Origin of the sequence: Paenibacillus sp. yr247 (genome assembly GCF_900103825.1) — a bacterium.
Taxonomy (GTDB): domain Bacteria; phylum Bacillota; class Bacilli; order Paenibacillales; family NBRC-103111; genus Paenibacillus_E.
Genome location: NZ_FNIF01000002.1, coordinates 1 through 16296, shown reverse-complemented (window position 1 = coordinate 16296; position 16296 = coordinate 1). Strand labels below are relative to the sequence as shown.

Annotated in this window: 20 protein-coding genes and 1 riboswitch; of the genes, 12 read left to right on the top strand and 8 right to left on the bottom strand. The window is 45.4% G+C overall.

The window, feature by feature from the left end; translation table 11 throughout:
* The first annotated feature begins 537 nt into the window (after positions 1 to 537).
* The 4 genes from BLT91_RS04685 (at position 538) to BLT91_RS04675 (ending at position 2918) form a co-directional block, all read left to right on the top strand.
* Positions 538 to 1761: an MDR family MFS transporter gene (locus BLT91_RS04685; protein WP_090817369.1), complete on the top strand. Its 1224-nt coding sequence runs from the start codon at positions 538 to 540 to the stop codon at positions 1759 to 1761.
* A gap of 110 nt (positions 1762 to 1871) precedes the next feature.
* A riboswitch (cyclic di-GMP riboswitch) is annotated at positions 1872 to 1964 on the top strand.
* 107 nt (positions 1965 to 2071) lie between these two features.
* Positions 2072 to 2371 (top strand): hypothetical protein, encoded by a 300-nt coding sequence (locus BLT91_RS04680; RefSeq protein ID WP_090817366.1) that lies wholly within the window; start codon positions 2072 to 2074, stop codon positions 2369 to 2371.
* Between the two features lie 33 nt (positions 2372 to 2404).
* Positions 2405 to 2536 carry a hypothetical protein gene (locus tag BLT91_RS33440; RefSeq protein WP_302847456.1) on the top strand — a complete coding sequence of 44 codons (132 nt, stop codon included), beginning with the start codon at positions 2405 to 2407 and terminating at the stop codon, positions 2534 to 2536.
* Positions 2537 to 2558: 22 nt separating this feature from the next.
* Complete coding sequence (locus BLT91_RS04675) at positions 2559 to 2918, top strand: SMU1112c/YaeR family gloxylase I-like metalloprotein (protein WP_090817364.1); 360 nt, start codon at positions 2559 to 2561, stop codon at positions 2916 to 2918.
* A gap of 199 nt (positions 2919 to 3117) precedes the next feature.
* On the opposite strand, the gene BLT91_RS04670 is transcribed toward BLT91_RS04675, so the two are convergent.
* A complete protein-coding gene (locus tag BLT91_RS04670; RefSeq protein WP_090817361.1) occupies positions 3118 to 4272 on the bottom strand; it encodes a THUMP domain-containing class I SAM-dependent RNA methyltransferase in 1155 nt (384 codons plus the stop codon).
* A 175-nt stretch (positions 4273 to 4447) separates the two neighbouring features.
* On the opposite strand from BLT91_RS04670, the gene BLT91_RS04665 reads away from it, so the two are divergent.
* A complete protein-coding gene (locus tag BLT91_RS04665; RefSeq protein ID WP_090817358.1) occupies positions 4448 to 5083 on the top strand; it encodes an O-methyltransferase in 636 nt (211 codons plus the stop codon).
* A gap of 122 nt (positions 5084 to 5205) precedes the next feature.
* On the opposite strand, the gene BLT91_RS04660 is transcribed toward BLT91_RS04665, so the two are convergent.
* Complete coding sequence (locus tag BLT91_RS04660; RefSeq protein ID WP_090817355.1) at positions 5206 to 5424, bottom strand: hypothetical protein; 219 nt, start codon at positions 5422 to 5424, stop codon at positions 5206 to 5208.
* 85 nt (positions 5425 to 5509) lie between these two features.
* Entirely contained in the window at positions 5510 to 6283 is a 774-nt protein-coding gene (locus BLT91_RS04655) for a metallophosphoesterase family protein (protein ID WP_090819685.1), read from the bottom strand.
* Positions 6284 to 6436: 153 nt separating this feature from the next.
* Between BLT91_RS04655 and BLT91_RS04650 the strand changes: the two genes are divergently transcribed.
* The 3 genes from BLT91_RS04650 (at position 6437) to BLT91_RS04640 (ending at position 9425) form a co-directional block, all read left to right on the top strand.
* Positions 6437 to 7702, top strand: coding sequence for a CapA family protein (locus BLT91_RS04650; protein WP_254776794.1), 1266 nt, complete (start codon positions 6437 to 6439; stop codon positions 7700 to 7702).
* Positions 7703 to 7719: 17 nt separating this feature from the next.
* Positions 7720 to 8346 (top strand): fumarylacetoacetate hydrolase family protein, encoded by a 627-nt coding sequence (locus BLT91_RS04645; protein ID WP_090817352.1) that lies wholly within the window; start codon positions 7720 to 7722, stop codon positions 8344 to 8346.
* A gap of 269 nt (positions 8347 to 8615) precedes the next feature.
* Entirely contained in the window at positions 8616 to 9425 is an 810-nt protein-coding gene (locus BLT91_RS04640) for a DUF92 domain-containing protein (RefSeq protein WP_090817348.1), read from the top strand.
* Positions 9426 to 9472: 47 nt separating this feature from the next.
* Here BLT91_RS04640 and BLT91_RS04635 read toward each other — a convergent pair whose 3' ends face one another.
* The 5 genes from BLT91_RS04635 to BLT91_RS04615 all read right to left on the bottom strand — a co-directional run bounded on the left by BLT91_RS04635 (position 9473) and on the right by BLT91_RS04615 (position 13468).
* Entirely contained in the window at positions 9473 to 9790 is a 318-nt protein-coding gene (locus tag BLT91_RS04635) for a LapA family protein (RefSeq protein WP_090817345.1), read from the bottom strand.
* A gap of 65 nt (positions 9791 to 9855) precedes the next feature.
* A complete protein-coding gene (gene pepF / locus BLT91_RS04630) occupies positions 9856 to 11646 on the bottom strand; it encodes an oligoendopeptidase F (RefSeq protein ID WP_254776838.1) in 1791 nt (596 codons plus the stop codon).
* Between the two features lie 248 nt (positions 11647 to 11894).
* Entirely contained in the window at positions 11895 to 12077 is a 183-nt protein-coding gene (locus BLT91_RS04625; RefSeq protein WP_090817342.1) for a hypothetical protein, read from the bottom strand.
* Between the two features lie 88 nt (positions 12078 to 12165).
* Positions 12166 to 13002, bottom strand: a complete 837-nt coding sequence (locus BLT91_RS04620) for a TerC family protein (protein ID WP_090817339.1) — start codon at positions 13000 to 13002, stop codon at positions 12166 to 12168.
* A gap of 274 nt (positions 13003 to 13276) precedes the next feature.
* A complete protein-coding gene (locus tag BLT91_RS04615) occupies positions 13277 to 13468 on the bottom strand; it encodes a hypothetical protein (RefSeq protein WP_090819676.1) in 192 nt (63 codons plus the stop codon).
* Between the two features lie 254 nt (positions 13469 to 13722).
* Here BLT91_RS04615 and BLT91_RS04610 point away from each other — a divergent pair, with 254 nt between their 5' ends.
* The 4 genes from BLT91_RS04610 to BLT91_RS04595 form a co-directional block, all read left to right on the top strand.
* Positions 13723 to 14439 (top strand): class I SAM-dependent methyltransferase, encoded by a 717-nt coding sequence (locus tag BLT91_RS04610; protein ID WP_090817336.1) that lies wholly within the window; start codon positions 13723 to 13725, stop codon positions 14437 to 14439.
* A gap of 127 nt (positions 14440 to 14566) precedes the next feature.
* A complete protein-coding gene (locus BLT91_RS04605; RefSeq protein ID WP_028556542.1) occupies positions 14567 to 14764 on the top strand; it encodes a cold shock domain-containing protein in 198 nt (65 codons plus the stop codon).
* A 163-nt stretch (positions 14765 to 14927) separates the two neighbouring features.
* On the top strand, positions 14928 to 15668 hold the full coding sequence (locus BLT91_RS04600) for a YebC/PmpR family DNA-binding transcriptional regulator (protein WP_090817333.1): 741 nt from the start codon (positions 14928 to 14930) through the stop codon (positions 15666 to 15668).
* A gap of 187 nt (positions 15669 to 15855) precedes the next feature.
* Positions 15856 to 16296, top strand: a 441-nt coding sequence (locus tag BLT91_RS04595) for a helix-turn-helix domain-containing protein (protein WP_141224930.1), incomplete at its 3' end; no start/stop codon positions are given.

Sequence of the window (16296 nt, the reverse complement as noted above, 5' to 3'; positions counted from 1 at the left end):
TAGGAGACATTGAATGAACACTTTCCAGCGGAGAGTGTTTTTGTTTGAACAAAATGAGGAGGCCGAGCCTTCCTTTGATTGTAACAATGCCGAGGGTTCTTATGCGGGTAACTTGCCGAGCCTTCATTGCAGGTAACCTTACTGTAAAGAGTGCAGGTTTTTTGTGCTCGAGCTCCCAATCGGTAGGCAGAACCTGCAAAAACTACATCAATATTAGCTGTTTCTGGCTCAAAAGCCAGATCTGAACTGAATTTGATGCACAAAATGCAGGATTACAAGCAAAATGAGTCACTTTTACGAATTCAGATGCACTTTTTACATCAACTCTTACCGAGAAACTTCCCCATCCGCATCCGTACCTGCCCCCCCATACACTGTCAAAGACCCGAACCAGATTCTGCTCGAACTTCCGAACTCCCATAAAATCGAAAAATGTAGAAAAGTGAGACACGTATCGTCATTTTTCGTGTATAATTGGATTTCGATGCTCGTTTCATTGACCTTCGGTAAATTAAGCAGCGAGAGGAGTCCTTTCTCATGAATCGGTTACGTGGTTTTCTTGGTTCTTATCATCCCATTGTACATACGTTAATCCTTGGAACCGTTATGGCTAGGGCGGCGTCTTCCATGAGTTTACCTTTCCTTGCGATTTATTTAGCCAGACATACGTCGATGAGCGCGGTTATGATCGGGATCGTCATTGGAATGGGAGCCTTGGCTGGAACAATGGGCGGTTTTATTGGCGGTACCTTATCGGATCGATTCGGAAGACGCATCATCATGCTGGCAGCTCTTTTCGGCTGGTCTTTCGTGTTCTTAGGTTTCGGCGTTGTCAAATTACCGATCCTGTTCATGCTGCTCAATATGCTGAACGGCTTGTGCCGCTCCTTTTACGAGCCTGTGTCGCAGGCCTTGATGGCGGATTTGACTGAACCGGCTAAGAGACTAAAAGTATTTTCGATGCGTTATATGGCCATAAATGTCGGTGTTGCCGTCGGGCCCTTATTAGGTGCTTTTTTTGCAACATGGAACGGTGCACTGCCTTTTATACTTACAGGAATCGTTTATTTTATTTATGCGGTTACGCTGTATGCACTTCTCATTGCTTTTGGGATTAAAAAAATTGAGGGTGAGAAGAAATCATCGGTTACCTTTGGCTCGGCTTTGCGGGTAATTCGCAGTGATATGACCTTTCGCTTCTATATCTTTGGCGGTATTATCGGAGCTATCGGTTACTCGCAGGTGATGGTAACACTTTCACAGTATTTGGAACAGAGTTTTGCAGATGGAGTGAAAATGTTTGCTGTCCTGATGAGTGTAAATGCGATCGTCGTCATTGCCATGCAGATTCCTCTTACGCGTATTGCCGAAAAGCACACGCCCATTGCTGCCATCATATTTGGTAACGTGATGTTCGCATTAGGGGATATTGGCTTTGCATTTTCCCATTCGCTGGTATGGCTCATCCTTTCAATGGGGATTTTTACACTTGGCGAAATCTTAAATTACCCCGCCGCTAACATGCTGATTGATAAATTAGCTCCCGAGCAAATGCGCGGTACTTATTTTGGCGCTCAAACATTAACGAACGTAGGTCACTTTATGGGACCATGGGTGGGTGGGTTTTTGCTCGTTTCTTATGGTGGAAATACGCTGTATATTTTAATGGCCATTTTGACTATAACGGGCTCCTTTTTCTATTGGAAAGGCACGAATCGCCAAAGGTTGGTAAAAAATACGTCGAAAAATGAAAATTTTTGAAAAAAATTGCAAAATTAGTTCTTCAGCACTATTCGAATTCAAAACAACTTCACTTATCCTTGAGAGTATAGATATTTCTTACTCACGCTTTCGATACATCTTGCTTTACATCTCGACAAAGGCAAAGCTGACGAAAGTCAGTGACGCAAAGCTAAAGGGGCTTCCTTGTCCTGAGCAGGACACGCTGCCAGCCAGCTGCCGAACGATTGGGAATTCAACATTAGAACCCCTCCGATCGGTTCATTATGGTGGGGTTTTTCTCTGTCATAACAACAAAAATTATGTAAGAATAAAAGGAGGACCAAGCAGCATGCAGTTTGAACTACATGAAGAACAAAAAGTGACTTCGCTATGTGGTAATCATGTTGCCCGTTTGGTGCCATCCTCGGATGGACCAAAGCTTATGATTAATCGAGAAGAATACGCGTTAAACGAAGCTTGTTGGGATGTTGAAATGTTTCACGGAAGAAGCAACAGCATATTAATTTTCTATTGGAAGGGCGAAGTAAAGCTATCTGTAAAAATGCCGCCGATGTCACAAATTGAAGCATTTTTGAATCGACTTTTCCAATGCTTGTCTTCCAAATTAAGAACGGTACAGCCTGTCTAGGCTAGCCGGTCTTTTTTTTTGTTCATTTGCTGTATGGGAATTATACGACTTGAGCTCCAAAACGGTGGAGGCGGTCACCATGCAGCTGGTACTTGCCAAGTGGATTATGAGCACGCAGGGGAAGTAATGAATAAAATTGTTGAAACGATGAGAGCAGACGGATAAAATAAGTAAAACGAGCCGCAGGATGGGGAGTTCCCGGAATGCGAAACATTTCTATGTCGATTTACTTGGGTTAACTGTTTTACATGAAACTTATCGTGCAGAACGAGACTCCTATAAGCTGGATTTGCGCATAGGGGAGACGGAGCAGCAGATCGAGTTGTTTTCTTTTCCGAATCCTCCGCTAAGAGTTAACCAGCCTGAGGCACGCGGTCTTAGGCATTTGGCTTTTGTTGTTCTGAATATGGAGCAAAGTGTAAAAGAACTAGAGGGTAAGGGAATTGCAGTAGAGTCGGTGAGAATCGATCCAATTACCGGTGACCGCTACACGTTTTTTGCAGATCCCGATGGGCTGCCTTTGGAGTTGGTGGAACATGCGAAATGATCTCCAAGAAAGGACAGAGCAGGAGCCGAAGCTACAGTTTGCCAAAGGCTGCCTATGGAGTATTCTTGTGTCCATTCCCTTCTGGGCGATATTGATTTGGTTCTTGTTTATAAAATAAATCCCTCAATAACTTGGTCTGACCATTGCCACTGCCGATACGCAGTCAGGTCGGATAAGCGATTGAGGGATTTTTTGTCTATTACTTGTTATCCGTTGGTTTGCGCGGAGGAAGTGGACCAAGGTACTGGAACAGGTTACACTCGATCCGTCCGTTAAATAGCTTGCGCTTCTTATCTGCGCGGCGGTTCATGTAGTGCTCGAGCTGTGTGCTCGGGCTTAAGATGAACATGCTCCAGGAGGGCATTGGAGCGGTAAGTGCACCGAGCTGGCGCAGCGCCAGCTCAACATCTTGCGCTTCACCAAGCCGCTCCCCATAGGGAGGGTTGGTGATCAAGCAGCCATAGTCGCCGCGCGGGCGGGCCTTGGCCACAGGTTCCACGCGAAGCTGGAACTGCTTGGTCAAGCCGGCGGCCTTCGCGGCGGCCTCTGCCACTTCGATGGCAGAGGGGTCAATGTCACTGCCGATGATGTTCAGCGGAACATCGTCACGGACAGCATCGAAGGCTTCGTCGCGAGCCTTGTCCCACAGCTTGCGGGGAATATTGCCCCACGCCTCGCTTGGGAAGCTGCGCCGCAGGCCTGGAGCGATGTTCCATCCGATCATCGCAGCCTCGATTGGGATGGTTCCTGACCCGCAGAACGGGTCGTAGAGCGGCCGGTCGACCTTCCAGCGGCTCAGTAGGATCATCGCAGCCGCCATGGTCTCCTTTAGTGGCGCTTCGGTCACGAGCTTGCGATAGCCGCGCTTGTGTAAACTGGCGCCGGTTGTGTCGATTGTCAGCGTCGCAATATCGTTCAGGAGCGCGACTTCGATAACGTAACGTGCTCCGTTCTCGGGGAACCACTCCGTACCGCAGCGGAGCTTTAACTTCTCCACGACAGCTTTTTTCACGATTCCTTGGCAAGCAGGAACGCTGGATAATTGTGACTTATGGGAACGCCCTTCTACAGGGAATTCAGCATCGTTCGGAATCCAGTCTGGCCAGTCGAGCGCCTTCGTGCCTTCGAACAGCTCGTCGAAAGTCAGGGCTTTAAATTGGCCCATGAGAACCAGGATGCGATCAGCGGTCCTCAACCAGAGGTTGGTACGGGAAATGGCCAGTTCGTCTCCAAGAAAGCGGACACGTCCATTCTCGACGGTTACCTCATTGTAGCCAAGATCACGGATTTCGCGAGCAACGATAGCCTCAAGTCCCATCGGGCAAGTTGCGATTAATTCAATTTGTTGTGGCATGTTTAGATTCCTTCCATCCGGGTTGTGCATCGCTCATAAAACTCATACAATTAACAAGTATAGGACAAATAGGTTACACTTACAAACGAGACCTGCAAAGTGCAAGCTTAGATTTCTTTTCTGCGTATGCTTACGATGCTAGTTTTCTTACGAAAACCCAAAGGAGGAACACTACATGGAAACGATAACAGCCGAAAGCTATTTGGAAGGTTTATACGAGGAAGATGCAGTTCTAGAGCGAGTTAAGGAAGTCATACGTACCCATAATATGCCCGAGATATCTATCGCACCTGGATACGGCAGACTGCTTACTATGCTGGTCACGATAACTGGCGCTACGAAGGTGTTGGAAATTGGTGCTTTAGGCGGCTATAGCGGGATTTGTTTGGCAAGAGGCTTGAAAGAGGGCGGTAAGCTCATTTCACTAGAGTTAAAACAAGATTTTGCCGATGTGGCTAAGCAAAATGTTACAGATGCGGGACTCGGCGAGCTGGTTGAGTATCGAATTGGCGAAGCGCTAGTGCACCTTAACGAGCTTCTTGAGCAGGGGGAGCGATTTGATTTCTTTTTTATCGACGCGGACAAAGTTAATTACCCGAACTATTTGGAGCTCGCAATCAAGCTTGCAAACCCAGGCGCCGTTATAGCTGGAGATAATACGCTGATGCGGGGGAAAGTCGTCGACGCGAACCAAACCAAAGATTCAATCCAAGCGATGCGTACATTCAACCAACGAATCGCTGCCGATCCGCGATTGGAAAGCACGATCCTTCCTGCCTATGATGGCTTAGCATTAGCACGTGTGAAGTAACACAGCTATTAAGCCATTTGGTTGTTGATTGGAAAATGGCAGTACTTGGGACTTTTTTTCTATGCAGGCTAAAAAGCGCTGTAAGCTAACGATTGCTTATAGCGCTTTTTTCATTTGCCTGCTTAAGATGCTTTTTGCTCTATGATATGTAAGTCAACTTCGCTTAATTTTCCTGGAGTGACTGGTTTTAGCTGTGTTAGAGGCGGCACAGGTTGTGGTGTGGAAATAGGATGAGTGGTTTGTTGCTTTTTGAAAGGAAGAGCGCTGATGCTGTTCCAATAGATAAACAATAACTCTGCACATACGACGATCATCACAATTTTGCGCCAGTTCAACTTCATGGATGGCATCCTCACTTTTAAGCAATACACCTATATTATCATATAGTGGAAGTATTTCCCATGTTTACTTCTGGCGAAAATCATTTTATTTATAAACCAACCCCGTCGTAATCTCATGTTCATACCTCTGGCTTTCCGGCATTTGAGCGGCGTAAGCCAAGCCAACAGCGCGTTCAATGTCATATGGTACACGTACGAATTGAATCGCAAAACCAGCTTGTTCAATGCCTGCAGTTTCCCCCTCCAGAATGCAGTAACAGGCTTGAGGAATGCCGTCATAAGGTGTTCCCACGCTTCCTACATTAAAAAGCATCAGACCGCTGCTTACGTGATTCTGAGAGCTCTTCTCCGATGGGTTCTTGATCGTTATTAGATAAGGAATATGAATGTCCCCGTAACCAACAATATCGGGCTGCTTTCCATTAGCTGCCTTACCTGTCATCTCCGTATTTTGAAACATCGCGAGACGCTCCTCCTTGGAGGCTTTACGTTTCAATCGATGATAGACGCTTTGCGCAGAAGCGTGGAAAAGTCGGAACAATTTGCCGCTTAGATACAAATCAACGGAAAAAGGCAGCTGTTCCAAATAAGCCAGCCTATCGATACCAAGCTGCTGCTGATGCCACAAGCCGGCAGACTGATCCTGCGGAAGGGTAATACCCAAGTCCCAGTTTCCCTGAACAACGGATTCACATACTACTTTAACACGGTCAACGACAGCAGCTGAATCAGGACCTTTGCCGACAAGGTCGCCCAAACAAATGATGCGCTCAATGCCACGGCGTTTGATATCTACTAGGACGGCTTCCAGTGCAGGTAAATTCCCGTGAATATCCGAAATGATTGCGATTTTCTCCAACATTTTCGTTCCCTTTCTTTAATAACCTCGGTTGGTCATGTTAATGCTTCTGTTATACCACATGGATTTGAATCTGAAAATGAGAGTGTCTTACTATTACCCAATGGGTGATTCTTCTGCTATAATTTGTAGGGGGAAAGGGGAATTTTTTGAATGGAATCCAGACAAGATCGTCACCGTAAACCGAAAAAAGAGCGTTTTCAGAACAAGACTCCGCTCAAAGTGATGGGGGGACTCACACTTGCCGCTGCCGCTTGCTTAGCCATCGGCATTGGCGCTTCCTATTGGACATCGAACAGCAAAACAGCTGAAAAGACAGAGTCAGCATCATCACCTATACCTATTGATTCGCCTCAACCGGCCAAACCGACGAGTTCACCGAGTACACAGCCAAGCGCGAAGCCTAGCCCAGAGTCTCCGGCTAACGCCGTAATCGCAACGCCAACGCCTGCCGCATCGGATAAACCTGCAGGCAGTGGGGGGCAAGTGAAGTTATCTTTTGTGGGTGATGTGCTGCTGGCTTCCAAAGTGGAAGATATTTTGAAACAAAATGGCTATGATTATCCTTATACCAATGTGAAAGACTTTCTGAGCAAGCCGGATTATACCATTGCAAATTTAGAAACACCTATAACGACTAAAGGTACAGTTCAAAATAAGGATTACGTCTATCGTTCTTCACCTCTCGCATTACCTGCACTGAAGGCTTCAGGCATTGATCTCGTTAATTTAGCAAATAACCATGTGATGGATTATGGTCCGGAAGGTTTGCTGGATACGATGGACGCTCTAGATCAAGAGGGTGTCAAGCGAATGGGAGCTGGCAAAGATTTGGAAGAAGCATACAAGCCGGTCATCGTGGAAAAGGATGGCGTGAAGATCGCCTTCTTCGGCTTCAGCCGTGTTGTTCCTGAGGCTTCCTGGAAAGCGGGTCCTGGCCATCTCGGCGTAGCAGAAACTTATAACTACAAGCTGCCCGTCGAAGCGATTCAGAAAGCAAAAGCCGAAGCTGATCTCGTCGTTGTCGTTACCCACTGGGGCATAGAAAGAAGCGATCAGCCTGATAAGAATCAGACCGATTTGGCCCATCGTTATATCGATGCCGGCGCTGATTTGGTCGTTGGCGGTCACCCGCATGTATTACAAGGTTTTGAGCAATACAAAGGCAAATGGATTGCATATAGTTTAGGCAACTTCATTTTTACGACGAATGATAACCCTAAGACTTGGGAGACGGTTATTTTAGAGGCTGCATGCTCGAAGGACACGTCATGCAGCATCCATCTTGTTCCGATTTTGACCAAATCAGCACTGCCTACACCGATGAGTATAGAGGATGGCGCCAAGCTGTTTCAGCGATTGAGTCAAATCTCCCATGGTGCTCAAGTGGATACGCAAGGAAATGTTAGTAAGAAATAAGATGAGGAGTAAACAACATGACAGAAGCTATTCGCAATATTTACTGCGTAGGACGCAACTACCGGGCACATGCCGCCGAACTGGGGAATGATGTTCCTGATCAACCGATGATTTTCACCAAACCGACTCATGCGCTTGCCCAAATAAATGGGGGAGAGTTAACTCTTCCCGGTGATCAAGGTGAGATTCACTTTGAAACCGAGTTGGTCCTACATATCGCTAAACCTTATTCAGAAGGCATCCAAGTAGATGAGATTGTTGACAAGTATGCGCTAGGCATAGACTTCACACTCAGAGACGTTCAGAACGTAATCAAGAAGAAGGGTCAGCCTTGGCTGCCTGCCAAAGGCTTTCTGAAGTCTGCGCCAATCAGTACATTCCGTCCATTTCCAGGAACTTCAAAACTTACAGAAGCCAACTTCCAGCTGCGCCAGAATGGAAACGTTGTTCAGAACGGCAACATTAGCAATATGATCTTCGATCTGCAAACGATCATTGATTACATTGCAAAACATTATGGTTTAGGCGCTGGCGATATCATTTACACAGGTACTCCTGAAGGGGTAGGTCCTGTGCGTGACGGTGATCGCTTGGAGCTGTTATGGGGAGAAGAAGTATTCGGAGCGGTTACAATTCACGTATAACAACAAAGGGCAGTCTCTTAAAGTCATTATGACCTGAGAGAAGTGCCCTTTTTGATTAGGTTAAACTTCGGTTGGATCTAATGCAGCATCGGAATATTGATCACGAACACGGAGGATGGCCGGCAAATGATTTTGTCGAAAATTAATGTGAAGATTATATGCCTGAAGACTCGAAAAGGACTATGATACAATAATAGTGATTGTTGAAATATTTATGAAGCGTCAATGAAATGTATTATGTAATATATGGAAAAAGAGGAGGACTGCATATGGCGTGGATTTGGGGTTTAGCGGGAAGCTTGCTTATCGCGGGCGCAGCATACTGGAAGAGATCCCTAGCCTTATCTGGATTTGTTTCTGCAGTAGTGCTCGGAACGGCGATGTTTGCACTGGGCAGTTTAGCTTGGTTTGGGACACTTATCGCTTTTTTCGTTTCTTCCACATTATTATCTAAACTCAAGCATCAACGTAAAACCGCAGCGGAAAGCGGATATGCCAAAGGTGGAAGACGAGATGCCGGCCAAGTTGCTGCGAATGGCGGTCTTGGTTTAGTGCTATGTATAGCGAATGCGGTATGGCCAGATCCAGCTTGGTGGATGTTATTTGTTGGGGTTATGGCAACTGTTAATGCAGATACTTGGGCTACCGAAATCGGTGGGATGAGCTTGTCTACACCGCGTTCGATTATAAACGGAAAGCGTGTCCCTACGGGTACTTCAGGTGGCGTAACTGGATTAGGGCTGCTGGCCTCCTTGCTGGGAGGAGCCTTCATTGGTTTGATTGGTGGATGGTTTAATCAGATGGGAGAACCGGGAAATGAGGCGGGGACACTTTTAGTGTTAGTCACACTTTGTGCTGTTTCAGGCTTGATAGGTTCTTTAGCCGATTCTTGGCTCGGGGCAACGTGGCAGGTCATGTTTCGCTGCAAGGTTTGCGGGAAAACAATCGAAAAGCAGGTCCATTGTAAGCAAAGAGCCGTTCAAATTCGCGGTATGGGAATGATGACCAATGATGTGGTAAATGCGGTCTCCTCGCTAGTCGGAGGAACTGTATGCCTATTATTAAGCGCTTATGTGTAAAATAACAACCCTGCTGCCAAAATGTGCAACAAGGTTGTTTGGCATGCTTAATGAACCGTTGAAGTGTTTGGTTCGGTATGTTCTGAGTCCTGTGCCGCATGTGGGGGCGCAGGGGGGAATAAGGCATCCTGCAGCTGTTTCTCAAGCTGCCGAACTTTACGCTGCAGTTTATACTGACGGACCATTCCGAAAAGTCCGACAATCAGGCCGCCTAATAAGGTGGATGTTAAAATGACAAGGATCAACGGTGTGGACGTCTGTCCGAACATGAAGTTGACTTGGACCGGTTCGACATTGACGACCGCAAAAACAGCCGTTATGAGAGCGAATACTAAAGCTGAAATAAGAATCCATTGCATTTTCATCCATCATTCATCCTTTCATAAGGAAAAAGGTTGAAAGCTTACGCCTTCAACCTTCCTCTGAATAATTACTTTGTTAGCTCTTCCATCTGATCAAGTAATGAGCTGAAGACACTCATTGCTTGCTTGATAGGCTCCGGTGTGGACATATCTACGCCGGCCTTCTTCAGGATGTTCAGCGAGTAGTCGCTGCCGCCGCTCTTCAGGAAGCCCAGGTAACGATCAACCGCAGGCTGGCCTTCATCTAGGATTTGCTTTGCAAAGCTGGTTGCCGCTGAGAAGCCCGTCGCATATTTGTACACATAGAAGCTGTTATAGAAGTGAGGAATACGAGCCCATTCCATCTCGATATCCTGATCCACGACCATGTCATTCCCATGGTACAGCTTATTCAAGCCGTAGTAGATTTCGCTGAACTCTTGCGGTGTCAGGGAGTCCCCTTTTTCGGATTTCTCGTGTGTAATCATTTCGAATTCGGCAAACATTGTCTGACGGAATACCGTGGTCCGGAACTGATCGGCGTAGTATGTAAGCAGATAGAGCTTCTCTTTCGGATCGGTTACACGTTTCAATAAATAGTCCATGAGCAGTGCCTCATTAAGCGTAGAAGCGACTTCCGCAAGGAAGATCGTATACTGCGCATAGCGGTACTCCTGGTTCTCGTCGGACAAATACGAATGAATGGCATGACCCATTTCATGTGTCAATGTGAACATACTGTTCAAGTTGTCTTTATGATTTAGCAGCACGTAAGGATGCGTGCCATAGGCACCCCAGCTGTACGCGCCGTTACGCTTGTTCTTGTTCTCGTACACATCGATCCAGTGGTTATCGAAGCCTTCTTGAAGAATTTTCAAGTAGTTTTCGCCCAGTGGAGCTAAGCTTTTCTTGATTTCTTCTTTGGCCTGCTGGTAGGTGATATCCATTTTGAACTCTTCAACCAGCGGCGCGAACAGGTCATACATATGTAATTCATCGACTTTAAGCAGCTTCTTGCGAAGCTTCAAATAACGCTGCAACTGCGGCAGAGAGTCGTGAATAGTGGAAATTAAGTTCGTGTACACTTCCTTCTTGATGTTATCCCCAAAGAGAGTGGATTCCAGAACGGAGGGATAGTGACGAGCCTTGGCATAAAAAATATTTTTATTTATATTCGCGCTGAGTGTAGCGCCAATTGTATTCTTATGACTGCGGTAAGTTTCGTAGACAGCATGGAACGCATTTTTCCGTATTTCAGGATCACGGCTCTCTAGGAATTGTATGTAACTTCCGTGTGTGAGTTCGACTTCCTCGCCTTTTTCGTTCTTAATCTTCGGAAATTTCAAATCGGCATTATTCAGCATACCGAAGATCGTGCTAGGCGCACCAGCCATATTACCAGCTTGGGCAAGCAAAGCTTCCTGATCCTTCGATAGCGTATGCGGCTTCTGACGAATCATTTCTTCGAGTGTGTCTTTATAGAAAGATAAAGAAGGATCATTCACCAGCTGCTGCAGTTTTTCATCCGATAAACTTAGAATTTCAGGCGAAACAAAGGAGAGCGCTTCTCCCACTTCGACGCTAATTTTTTTTGCTTTATCCGATAAGGCCTGGTAGGTGGGTTCTGCGGTATCTTCATGGTGTTTCATATTGGCATAAACATACAGTCTTTCTGTTTTCACAGAGACCTCATCTTCTAACTGGAAACATTGCTTAACCGTAGCGGGATCGCTAAGTTTTCCTTGGAAGGCGCTAATCTTGCCAAGCGAGTTCTTCACATTCTGAAATTCCTTTTCCCAAGCCTTCTGATCGGGAAATAAATCCTCCAGATTCCAGCGGTGCTCGGCCGGTACTTGCTTACGTTCCAATAGTTGAGTCATCGAAGCCCTCCTGTCCTTGTTTTGAGATTGGGGTAACCTATTTTCTTTTGCATGTAAATCGGCTGCTGGGATCGAGCTCAGAAGAAGTCCCATTGCCGCAGTCACATAGATCCAGCGCATTACGGTCACGCTCCCGGCATTTACCCATGTGGAGAGAGCTTGATAAAATCCCATAACATGGTTTTCACCTAGTATGACCGTTAACTCATTCATTTATGATTATATGAAAAAGCTGGAAGAAAGTAAATTTACTTTCCGGCTCCAAAGAAGCTGATTAAGATAAGTACAAAGGATAACGAGACCATTACAATCGCCAACAAGGCTAGGTATCGTTTCATTTGTGCCGGAAGACTGTCTTTTTTCATAATCAAAATGATGGATAGGCAGAAGGATACAAGTATAAATGTGAGTATAGATCCGGAATCGGTCATTGTAGAATCATCCTTATCCCTATAGAATATGACACTTGCTCATTAACGCATGATAGTAACTTTCGCTGTGTAAAGGGAAACTCCTTTTTCAGCCGGCATGCTGCATAGTTTCGCCCGGGTTTTCATCCTCCTCAGCCTTGACTAGAATTAGTTTGCCACGGGAATCCATTTTGACCGTAAAGCGATCTTCAGGAACTATGTGTGCTTCGTCACTTAATTCCTTAGGAAGTGTAAGCTGACCGCGATCCCCGACTTCCACCAGGTAGCCAACCATTTTCGACCATTTTCCAGCTGCAAGCACAACGACGATAAGTAAACCTATAAACAACCATTTGCCAAGCGGGTTAGAATCGAAATAAGGGGCAAGGAACCTCTCACCGGTAATCATTTTTCCTGCGGTCAATACGAGCACACCTGCACCGATGTAAATGATCCACGGATATGTCTCAATCCATTTGATGAACAGCGTACTGCCCCAGACAACAATAGGTACACTTACCAGCAGGCCAATAATGACAAGTAGGAAATCACCATGGGCAGCGCCGGCTACAGCGATAACATTATCGAGACCCATAACCGCATCAGCAATAACAATCGTCCGAATGGCCGCCCACATGCTCTCTTTGGCCTGAACCTGTTCGTGATTTTTCTTTTCACTAAGAAGCTTATACGAAATCCAGAGGAGCAGGATACCCCCTGCTAAAAGAAGGCCAGGAATTTTCAAAAGCGTAACGACGACTAATGTTGCCAGTGCTCGAATGATGATGGCGCCTAGCATACCCCAGAGAATGACTTGCTTTTGTGTATCCTTTTTCAAATTGCGAGCAGCCATACCGATGACGATCGCGTTATCCCCAGCAAGTACCAAGTCAATGAGAATAATGCTGAGTAACGAGATGAAGAAGCCAGTTGATAACCAATCCATAAGCCAACACTCCCTTTAGCATATTTTTGAAAAAAATAGAGCCTAGCACCGATGACCGGTGAAGGCTCTAATTCATCAAAAAAGACCTTCACCAATAAACATGGCAAAGGTCTTGCTAACAACGTTTGTCGTTGCCAATAAAGCCGGGATCTGATGAGGATCCGAATTGACGACTTTACTGTATCAGCTACTCCCCTTTGGAGTAAAAACTATGAACTTATACGTTAATTATAAGAAGGCAGGATGTGAAAGTCAAGGCATTCTGACCATAGGATTATACTTCTTTGAAAGCATCCATAATGGCTTGCCATTCTTCTTCAGTACCTTGGAATTTATCCTTAGCAAAACGCTCGTTTGCCCAATGCATCATAGCTGGTCGTCCAATGAAGGTGTGACACTCTTCGCCCCATTGATCGGTGATTTCTGTCAGTACGATTTTAGTGCCTTGTACCTCGACATTCAGCATGTTCCATTTGTCTTTTTTGTAGATGGTATGTTTCTTAAAAGGTTGATTTGACACAGTTTTTCCTCGTTTCTACATTGAACTCAAAGATATTTGCAATCGTACCACAAATAGAGGCTATTTCCAAACAGGCAGTCGTGATTTTCCTGTTGCTTGGTTAGGTGATCCCATGATAAAATCCTCCTAATCCTTTCCAGAGGGAATGGGTGATGAGCCAGTTTTAATGAAGACATGAGCCGAGAAGAGGAGAGATGAGCATGGAGCAAAAGCGTGTTTATGAGCAGGTTGGGGTCGCCATGACCTCAAGATCGTACGCGGAATACGAGAAGATGTTTATTTTGCGGTCGGAAGATTTAATCGGAAAACGCGTCTTAGACGTAGCTGGTGGCGCGTCTTCATTTACAACAGAAGCGAGGCAGTTAGGTATTTTCTCAGAGGCGGTTGATCCTCTGTATGAGAAATCAGCTGAGGCTATTGCTGCGCATGGTTTGCATGAGATCGACCTTGTTGCTGCCAAAATGGAGAAGCTCCAAGATGTATATGACTGGAGTTATTATGGTTCCATTGAGAAACACAGAAAAGGGCGTGTCGAGAGTCTTAGGCGATTTGTAAAGGATTACTCCAGTTATGATGCAGCATCGAGGTATCATGTGTCTTTTCTCCCTTCGCTTCCATTTGAGGATGCAAGCTTCGATCTCGTCTTATGCAGTCACTTTCTCTTTCTATATGAAGAACAGTTTGACTTTGCGTTTCACCAAGCAGCGGTTCATGAACTGGTTCGAGTTTGTAAGCCTGGCGGGGAAGTGCGTATTTATCCGCTTTTGAATTTTGGCACAGTCGAATATAGCAGACTTTCAGAATTAATAAGTGGGCTCGCAATGGAAGGGTTTTCGGCTCAAAAAAGGGTAGCGAGATTGCCTTTTTTGCCAAATTCTCATGAATTTTTATGCATAATTAAACACCCCTCTGCATAGAGGAAAACGTTGGTACATCAACAAATATTAGCTTATCCGTCCCTTTTTTTTCGTTGATTTATCCCCCTTAAGATGGTATAATTTCCTTATTCGTCACAGATGGCGATATTTTTAGGAGGTTGTTCATTTGAAAGGTACAGTTAAATGGTTTAACGCAGAAAAAGGCTACGGTTTCATTTCTGTTGATGGAGGCGACGATGTATTCGTTCACTTCTCCGCAATTCAGGGCGAAGGATTCAAAACATTAGAAGAAGGCCAATCCGTTGAGTTTGATATTACTCAAGGCAACCGTGGTCCTCAAGCAGCTAACGTCACCAAATTATAAGAAATTGGGATTTCCCACTTATAAATAGAGTGTCATAGCACAAACAAAAAAAGACAGTTCCCGGGTTCAACCGGGGCTGTCTTTTTTTGCGATTCTCCTTTGACCGAAATGGGACTGGATGGTAAACTAGAGTGGCAAAATGATAAGGGGAGCGTTTAAACCAATGAAATTCAAATTGTTTAAAGACCGTAAAGGAAAAGCCGATCAGGCCAAAAATAATCAATTTGTTAAATTGGGGCGCGAGATTTATGTTGCTGCCCGCAAAGGCGGATCAAATCCGGATGCTAACTATGCATTGAAAACGGCTATTATGAATGCACGCCAGGTTCAAATGCCAAATGATAATATCGAACGTGCCATCAAGAAAGCTACAGGCGATGGCGATAACGTGGAATACGAAGAAATTTTCTATGAGGGATATGGTCCGGGCGGGGTTGCCATCATGGTAAAGTGTCTGACAGATAACCGAAATCGGTCTGCTGCGGATGTTCGTGCTGTATTTAATAAACGCGGCGGAAATATGGGTGAATCAGGCTGCGTAGCGTATATGTTTGATGAGAAGGGCGTTCTTGTACTGAATCGCGAGGAGTTCGAAGTGAAAGAGGACGAGCTGATGCTGCAAGTTCTTGACGCCGGCGCTGAAGATTTGACTACTTCGGATGAGAGCTTTGAGATTATTACACATCCGCATGAAATCGAAAGCGTCAAAGGTTCGCTGGAGAAGGAAGGCTTCCGTTTCAGCTCCGCAGCTGTTCGTTGGCTTCCACAGAATACGGTTAATGTGGAAGGTGAAAATGCGGAAAAATTGCTTAAAATGATGGATGCTTTTGATGATAATGACGATGTGCAGGACGTTTTTGCTAATTTCGAGATTAGTGAAGAAGAAATGCAGCGGATTGGTTAATGGTTATAAAATAATGAAGCCTATACAAGTCCTCTCGGGGAAGTGTATAGGCTTTTATTATTTTTACGGTGTCATCTGCGGAATCGGCGTTATCTTGAAATAAACGTGCATAAGCGAAAGGAGCTGCCGCAATGTGAACTGCACCCCAATTGTTAGACACAGTCTAACAATTGGAGGTGCAGTTTTTTTGGCTAAATATTCAACCGAGGAGAAATTAGAGGCAGTCCTGGCTTATCTAGAAGGTAAAGCGTCGTATAAAACAATTGCAGAAGAACGAAATATGAGCACTGCGCCACTAAAAAGATGGGTATTACGTTATCAAAAACATGGAGAGGAAGGAATTACCTCTTCGTATACAAATCACGAGATTCAATTTAAAATAGATGTACTCAATTACATGAACGAATTTGGGGCATCTATCAATGAGACCGCCGCTCGATTTAATTTGTCTTCAGATTACACAGTACTTAAGTGGAAGAGGCAATTCGAAGCAGGTGGAATAGACGCCCTCATATCAAAGAAAAAGGGGCGTCCATCCATGAAAGAAGATACAAAGAAACCAACTCCAGTTGAAGGCTCATCCGAGGCTTTACAGGCAGAAGTAGAACGTTTACGCATGGAGAATGCT

Coding starts and splice junctions, on each gene's coding strand:
- BLT91_RS04685 (WP_090817369.1), top strand. CDS start 538: ATGAATCGGTTACGTGGTTTTCTTGGTTCTTATCATCCCATTGTACAT.
- BLT91_RS04600 (WP_090817333.1), top strand. CDS start 14,928: ATGAAATTCAAATTGTTTAAAGACCGTAAAGGAAAAGCCGATCAGGCC.
- BLT91_RS33440 (WP_302847456.1), top strand. CDS start 2,405: ATGGGAATTATACGACTTGAGCTCCAAAACGGTGGAGGCGGTCACCAT.
- BLT91_RS04660 (WP_090817355.1), bottom strand. CDS start 5,424: ATGAAGTTGAACTGGCGCAAAATTGTGATGATCGTCGTATGTGCAGAG.
- BLT91_RS04650 (WP_254776794.1), top strand. CDS start 6,437: ATGGAATCCAGACAAGATCGTCACCGTAAACCGAAAAAAGAGCGTTTT.
- BLT91_RS04670 (WP_090817361.1), bottom strand. CDS start 4,272: ATGCCACAACAAATTGAATTAATCGCAACTTGCCCGATGGGACTTGAG.
- BLT91_RS04625 (WP_090817342.1), bottom strand. CDS start 12,077: ATGACCGATTCCGGATCTATACTCACATTTATACTTGTATCCTTCTGC.
- BLT91_RS04680 (WP_090817366.1), top strand. CDS start 2,072: ATGCAGTTTGAACTACATGAAGAACAAAAAGTGACTTCGCTATGTGGT.
- BLT91_RS04640 (WP_090817348.1), top strand. CDS start 8,616: ATGGCGTGGATTTGGGGTTTAGCGGGAAGCTTGCTTATCGCGGGCGCA.
- BLT91_RS04610 (WP_090817336.1), top strand. CDS start 13,723: ATGGAGCAAAAGCGTGTTTATGAGCAGGTTGGGGTCGCCATGACCTCA.
- pepF (WP_254776838.1), bottom strand. CDS start 11,646: ATGACTCAACTATTGGAACGTAAGCAAGTACCGGCCGAGCACCGCTGG.
- BLT91_RS04645 (WP_090817352.1), top strand. CDS start 7,720: ATGACAGAAGCTATTCGCAATATTTACTGCGTAGGACGCAACTACCGG.
- BLT91_RS04665 (WP_090817358.1), top strand. CDS start 4,448: ATGGAAACGATAACAGCCGAAAGCTATTTGGAAGGTTTATACGAGGAA.
- BLT91_RS04675 (WP_090817364.1), top strand. CDS start 2,559: ATGGGGAGTTCCCGGAATGCGAAACATTTCTATGTCGATTTACTTGGG.
- BLT91_RS04635 (WP_090817345.1), bottom strand. CDS start 9,790: ATGAAAATGCAATGGATTCTTATTTCAGCTTTAGTATTCGCTCTCATA.
- BLT91_RS04615 (WP_090819676.1), bottom strand. CDS start 13,468: ATGCTGAATGTCGAGGTACAAGGCACTAAAATCGTACTGACAGAAATC.
- BLT91_RS04620 (WP_090817339.1), bottom strand. CDS start 13,002: ATGGATTGGTTATCAACTGGCTTCTTCATCTCGTTACTCAGCATTATT.